3 protein-coding genes are annotated in these 6,704 nt (G+C 69.3%); 2 read left to right on the forward strand and 1 reads right to left on the reverse strand.

Annotated elements, in window-relative coordinates; genetic code table 11:
• Positions 1-379: 379 nt before the first annotated feature.
• Positions 380-1,309, reverse strand: coding sequence for a LysR family transcriptional regulator (locus M8I34_RS19860; RefSeq protein ID WP_250050773.1), 930 nt, complete (start codon positions 1,307-1,309; stop codon positions 380-382).
• A 105-nt stretch (positions 1,310-1,414) separates the two neighbouring features.
• On the opposite strand from M8I34_RS19860, the gene M8I34_RS19865 reads away from it, so the two are divergent.
• Together M8I34_RS19865 and M8I34_RS19875 are read left to right on the forward strand one after the other, a co-directional pair.
• The gene (locus M8I34_RS19865) at positions 1,415-2,398 is read left to right on the forward strand and encodes an EamA family transporter (RefSeq protein ID WP_250050774.1); all 984 of its coding nucleotides are present in this window, start codon (positions 1,415-1,417) and stop codon (positions 2,396-2,398) included.
• Between the two features lie 890 nt (positions 2,399-3,288).
• Positions 3,289-6,663 (forward strand): pyruvate carboxylase, encoded by a 3,375-nt coding sequence (locus M8I34_RS19875; protein WP_250050775.1) that lies wholly within the window; start codon positions 3,289-3,291, stop codon positions 6,661-6,663.
• Positions 6,664-6,704 lie beyond the last annotated feature (41 nt).

A 6,704-nucleotide genomic window follows, 5' to 3' on the forward strand; every position in this document is an offset into this window, starting at 1 on the left:
CGTGCGTCCCCCTATCGGCTTGGTGTCACCACATGACTCATACACCGACAAAAACACACGCACTTCGTGAATCACCTATTCCTGAAGGTTCTGACCTCGGCCCGCGATTCTGCCCCACTACAGGGGCCTTGCCGCAAGGCCCCCAGTGCGCTATAAGTTGAGAGTGGCAAGGAGTGGGTATTCCTCCTTGTCTTTGTCGCCCGCTGTGGACGGGCAAATCCCTTCGCCAGACGGCTACGCGCCGCGTACGGCGGTTTCGTCGGCCCAGGAGGATCTTCCAGGGGCCTGCATGCAGCCGCGGAACGAGACGTGCCCAGCCTCTTCGGCAAGGCGGGCTCGAAGGCCATCGGCGGGCAGCGGCGGACGGGTGGTGGCCGGTTCACTCGGCTTCGCGGGCCGGGTGGAGGGGATTTGAGGTCGGCCAGTGCTCGCGCAGCGCTGCCAATGTGGCGTGGATGGCAGGTCTGCGGTCGGCCTGGGAGCGCCAGACGGCCGAGAGCCTACGGGAGGGCGCGGGCTGCATCGGTACGACACGGACGGTGGGCGGCAGGGCGCCGCGGCCGAGCCGGGGAAGTATCGTGACGCCCAAACCCGCTGCCAGAAGCGAGACTTGGGATGCGTACTCCTCGATCTGGTAGGCGATGTCCGGTTCGACGCCGAGGCCGGAGAAGGAACGCACCAGCCACTCGTGGCACATGGCCCCGGGGCCCTGCCCGATCCACCGTTCTTCGCGCAGGTCGTACGGGGTCACCACGTCCCGGTCGGCGAGCGGGTGCCCTTCGGGCAGGGCGACGTCGGCGATGTCCTCGCCCAGCTCGGCGACGGACAGCGAGGCGGGCAGCGTCAGCGGGGTGTTGTGCCAGTCGTGTACGACCGCGAGATCCGCCTCCCCCCGCACGACGAGGCTGATGGCGCGGTTGGGGTCGGACTCCACCAGTCGGCAGTCCAGGGCGTGGTGGCGCCCGGCGAGGCCGGCCAGCGCGGCGGTGGTGAAGCCGCGGCAGGCCGTGGGAAACGCGGCGAGCACCAGGCGCCCGGTGGGCTGGTCGCGCTGTTCCTCCAGGCGCGAGCGGGTCCGCTCCAGCACGGCCACGACCTCGTCCGTCGCCTCCGCGAGCAGCCAGGCCGCGGGCGTGAGTTCCACCTTGCCGCCCTGCCGGTCGAGCAGTTCGGAACCGGTCTCGCGCTCCAGCTTGGCGATCTGCTGGGAGACGGCGGATGGCGTGTAGCCCAGAGCGGCGGCCGCACCCGTCACCGAGCCGTGGGTGGCCACGGCACGCAGAGCACGCAGGCGATTGAGGTCGAACATGAAGCGATGCTAATACCCCACCTTCAGTAACTTTTGCTGGTCTTTACGGACGGCGGCTGTTGGGATGGAACACCCCGCAGGAGTGCGTCCCCCAGGAGTCATTGCATGAAGCCCGCACACGTCGCCTTGGCAGTGGTCGTCGCCGCCGTATGGGGCGCGAATTTCGTGGTGATCGACGTGGGGCTGCGTGATTTTCCGCCACTTCTCTTCTCCGGGGTGCGTTTTCTCCTGGCCGCGCTGCCCGCGGTGTTCTTCGTCGGGCGGCCGAGAGTCGCCTGGCGCTGGGTGATTGCGGTCGGTATCACGCTCGGCATCATGAAATTCGGGATGCTGTTCATCGGTATGCATGTGGGGCTGCCCCCGGGATTGGCCTCCCTGGTGCTCCAGGGGCAGGCGGTGTTCACCGTGCTCTTCGCCGCGGCGCTGCTGAAGGAGCGTGCCCGGCGGGTGCAGATCGTCGGCATGGTCATTGCCTCGGCGGGCATCGTGCTGGCCGGGCTGGGCTCGACGGCCGGCACACTTGCCGGATTTCTGCTGGTCGTGGGTGCGGCGGCGTGCTGGGGCCTGTCGAACATCGCGATGCGGAAGGCGGGCCCGCCGGATGCGTTCCGGTTCATGGTCTGGGTGAGCGTGGTGCCGCCCGTTCCGCTCGCGCTCCTCTCCGTGGCCGTCGAAGGCTGGGACGCGGACCTGCGGGCGCTCCAGCATCTGAACCTCAGCGGAGTGGGCGCTGCGCTCTATGTGGCATGGGGAGCAACGCTGTTCGGATTCGCCGCATGGGGATATCTCCTGCGCACCTATGACGCGCCGACCGTTGCCCCATTCTCGTTGCTCGTCCCGGTATTCGGCCTGGCGTCGGCCTGGATTTTCCAGGGTGAGCGCATGACCGCGTCGACGTTCTGCGCCACGGCTCTGGTCGTCGTCGGCATTGCGGTCGGAATGCTGCGCCGCAGGGAGAAATCGATGTCGCCCAAAACGGAGCGCACTGCCGTCAAGGCTGCGGTCTCCGAGGTTTGCGACAAAAGCAGCGAACCGTCCAATCTTCGGGGGACCGTCCCTTTCGAGGGGACGGGCTCCCGGGCCGGCTGACCCAGGTTCCATTTGCTCCGGCGCGCCTTTCGGGCCGCCGGATGCGCTCGCCTTCGGCGGGCCGGCGGTGGCGGCTGTCGTGTTGCGTGCCCTGCTCCTGGCCCGGCGGGGTGGAGTCCCGCCCCGTGAGGCCTGGCCCGGCGGTGTCCCGTAGGGCCGTCGGGAAGAGGGGTGCCACGACCTACGCGGTCCCGGCGCTCGTCGTCGTCATGTCGTGGCTGTTCGTCGGCGAGGTGTCCGGCTGGCTGACGCTCCTCGGGGGCCTTCTCTGCCTGTCCGGGGTGGGGGGCTCGCGGAGGCGAGGGAGGGCGCCGGGTCCGGTTCCGGAGGGGGTGGGAGGGAGCCGGGCGGCCGCGCAGTCCGATGTGTCGGTGGACTCTGCACGGTAGACGGCGCCCAACTCCGTTGATTCTGCGGGGTGTTCCCCTCGGGGAAGTTGTCTGGTGGTGCGGAAACCGGTAACCGGTATCTGGGCCAGGCCGGGGCGCAGGGGAGGTCCGGAGTGCGGTGTGCCGTACGATCCGGGCCGTTTTTGTGGGGGTGGCGTTGATGCCGAATTTTTGCTGACTTGCTGCCCTAATAGTGCCCTCTGGCCTGCAATGATGGCTTTCCTTATCTCTTCGGCTTCCATTGGCGCTGGTTTCACCACACGGGCAGCCTTGGTGGGCTGACCAGTGTTTTTGCAGGTCAGAAGGGGTTCCAAAGGAATCACCGGGGGTGCGGGTGCCGGCATCCTTCGCCATTCTGACAGGGTGCATGCTGACCTACTGCTGACCTACTGCTGAGTTACATGGGGCCTCGCCAGGTAATAAGTCACTGCGGGTCCGGCGTCTGATCTGCTCATCGCCGACACCAGGGTGTTCGTCAACGGCAGGCTGAAGGGATCGAGAATGTTCCGCAAGGTACTGGTCGCCAATCGTGGTGAGATCGCGATTCGCGCTTTCCGCGCCAGCTATGAGCTGGGCGCGAAAACCGTTGCCGTCTTCCCGCACGAGGACCGCAATTCACTGCACCGGCTGAAGGCCGACGAGGCACATGAGATCGGTGAGCCGGGACACCCGGTGCGTGCCTACCTCTCCGTGGAGGAGATCGTCCGGGCCGCGCGCGAGGCGGGAGCGGACGCGGTGTACCCGGGCTACGGGTTCCTGTCCGAGAACCCCGACCTGGCGCGGGCGTGCGAGGAAGCGGGCATCACGTTCGTCGGGCCGGACAAGGACACGCTCGAACTGACCGGGAACAAGGCCCGCGCGGTGGCCGCCGCGCGCGCGGCAGGCGTACCGGTACTCGGATCCTCGGAGCCCTCCACGGACGTGGACGAATTGGTCCGTGCCGCCGAGGACGTCGGATTTCCCGTATTCGTCAAGGCGGTCGCCGGCGGCGGCGGGCGCGGTATGCGCCGCGTCGAGGATCCCGGCATGCTGCGCGAGTCCATCGAGGCGGCGGCCCGTGAGGCCGCGTCCGCGTTCGGTGACTCCACCGTCTTCCTGGAGAAGGCCGTCGTCGACCCCCGCCACATCGAGGTGCAGATCCTCGCCGACGGGCAGGGCAATGTCATCCACCTCTTCGAGCGCGACTGCTCGGTGCAGCGCCGGCACCAGAAGGTGATCGAACTCGCGCCCGCGCCGAACCTCGATCCGGAGCTGCGCGAGCGGATCTGCGCCGACGCCGTGCGGTTCGCCCAGCAGATCGGCTACCGCAACGCGGGCACCGTGGAGTTCCTGCTCGACCGCGACGGGAACCACGTCTTCATCGAGATGAATCCGCGCATCCAGGTCGAGCACACGGTGACCGAGGAGGTCACCGACGTCGACCTCGTGCAGGCGCAGCTGCGTATCGCCGCAGGTGAGACGCTGCCCGAGCTCGGCCTCACGCAGGACACGGTCACCCTGCACGGTGCCGCGCTGCAATGCCGCATCACCACCGAGGACCCCGCCAACGGATTCCGCCCGGACACCGGCAGGATCAGCGCCTACCGTTCGCCGGGCGGCTCGGGGATCCGTCTGGACGGCGGCACCACGCACGCCGGTACGGAGATCAGCGCGCATTTCGATTCGATGCTGGTCAAACTCAGCTGCCGGGGCCGGGACTTCGATACCGCGATCGGCCGGGCCCGGCGCGCCGTGGCCGAGTTCCGCATCCGCGGCGTGGCCACGAACATCCCGTTCCTGCAAGCCGTGCTGGACGACCCGGACTTCCGGGCCGGGCGGGTCACCACGTCGTTCATCGAAGAGCGCCCACACCTGCTCACCGCGCGCCACTCCGCCGACCGCGGCACCAAGCTGCTCACCTACCTCGCGGACGTGACGGTGAACAAGCCGCACGGCGCACGGCCCGAGCTGATCGACCCGATCACCAAACTGCCGCCCGTGCCCGCCATCGAACCGCCGGCCGGCTCCCGGCAGCGGCTCGCCGAGCTCGGTCCGGAACGGTTCGCCCGGTGGCTGCGCGAGTCGCCCGCCATCGGCGTCACCGACACCACCTTCCGGGACGCCCACCAGTCACTGCTCGCCACCCGGGTCCGTACCAAGGACATGCTCGCCGTCGCCCCGGCGGTGGCGCGGACGATGCCGCAGCTGCTGTCGCTGGAGTGCTGGGGCGGCGCCACGTACGACGTCGCGCTCCGCTTCCTCGCCGAGGACCCCTGGGAGCGGCTGGCCGCACTCCGCGAGGCCGTACCAAACATCTGCCTTCAGATGCTGCTGCGCGGCCGCAACACCGTGGGCTACACGCCGTACCCGACCGAGGTGACCGACGCCTTCGTGCAGGAGGCCGCAGCCACCGGTGTCGACATCTTCCGGATCTTCGACGCGCTCAACGACGTCGGGCAGATGCGGCCCGCCATCGACGCCGTACGGGAGACCGGAACGGCCGTCGCCGAGGTCGCCCTGTGCTACACCTCCGACCTGTCCGACCCGTCCGAGCGGCTGTACACCCTGGACTACTATCTCCGCCTGGCCGAGCAGATCGTGGACGCCGGGGCCCATGTCCTGGCCATCAAGGACATGGCGGGGCTGCTCAGGGCGCCGGCCGCCGAGACGCTCGTCTCCGCGCTGCGCCGCGAGTTCGACCTGCCGGTGCACCTGCACACCCATGACACCGCGGGCGGTCAGCTGGCCACCTATCTCGCCGCGATCCGGGCCGGCGCGGACGCCGTGGACGGCGCGGTGGCGTCCATGGCCGGCACCACCTCGCAGCCGTCGCTGTCGGCGATCGTGGCCGCGACCGACCACTCCGAACGGCCCACCGGGCTGGATCTGAAGGCGGTCGGGGACCTGGAGCCGTACTGGGAGAGCGTCCGCCGGATCTATGCGCCGTTCGAGGCGGGCCTGGCCTCGCCGACCGGCCGCGTGTACCACCACGAGATCCCCGGCGGGCAGCTGTCCAACCTGCGTACGCAGGCAGTCGCGCTCGGCCTGGGCGACCGCTTCGAGGAGATCGAGGCGATGTACGCGGCCGCCGACCGGATCCTCGGCCGTCTGGTGAAGGTGACCCCCTCGTCCAAGGTGGTCGGGGACCTCGCGCTGCATCTGGTGGGCGCCGGGGTGAAGCCGGCGGACTTCGAGGCGACGCCGAACGAGTTCGACATCCCCGATTCCGTCATCGGGTTCCTGCGCGGCGAGCTGGGCAACCCGCCCGGCGGGTGGCCGGAGCCGTTCCGCGCCAAGGCGCTGGAGGGCCGCGCCGAACCCCGGCCCGTGCAGGAACTGACCGTGGAGGACCGTTCGGGACTGGAGAAGGACCGGCGCGCGACGCTCAACCGGCTGCTGTTCCCCGGGCCGGCGCGCGACTTCGAGACGCACCGCCAGGCCTACGGCGACACCAGCGTGCTGGAGAGCAAGGACTTCTTCTACGGGCTGCGTTCCGGAACGGAGTACGCCGTCGACCTGGAGCCGGGTGTACGGCTCCTGATCGAGCTGGAGGCCGTCGGCGAGGCCGACGAACGCGGTCTGCGCACCGTGGTGTCCACCCTGAACGGCCAGCTGCGGCCGATCCAGGTACGCGACACCGCGGCGGCCGCCGACGTGCCGGTGACGGAGAAGGCCGACCGGGGCAACCCCGGCCATGTCGCGGCCCCCTTCGCCGGTGTGGTCACGCTCGCGGTGGCCGAGGGCGACGAGGTGGAGGCCGGCACCACGGTGGCCACCATCGAGGCGATGAAGATGGAAGCGGCGATCACCGCGCCGAAGGCCGGGCGGGTGGCCAGGCTGGCCATCAACCAGATCCAGCAGGTGGAGGGGGGCGATCTCCTCGTCGACATCGGGTGAATCGGCTCTCGCCGCGGCTGTCGCCCGGCGGAGATGACGTG

This window comes from Streptomyces sp. MCA2, from assembly GCF_023544705.1.
In the GTDB taxonomy this organism is placed as follows: Bacteria; Actinomycetota; Actinomycetes; order Streptomycetales; family Streptomycetaceae; genus Streptomyces; species Streptomyces decoyicus.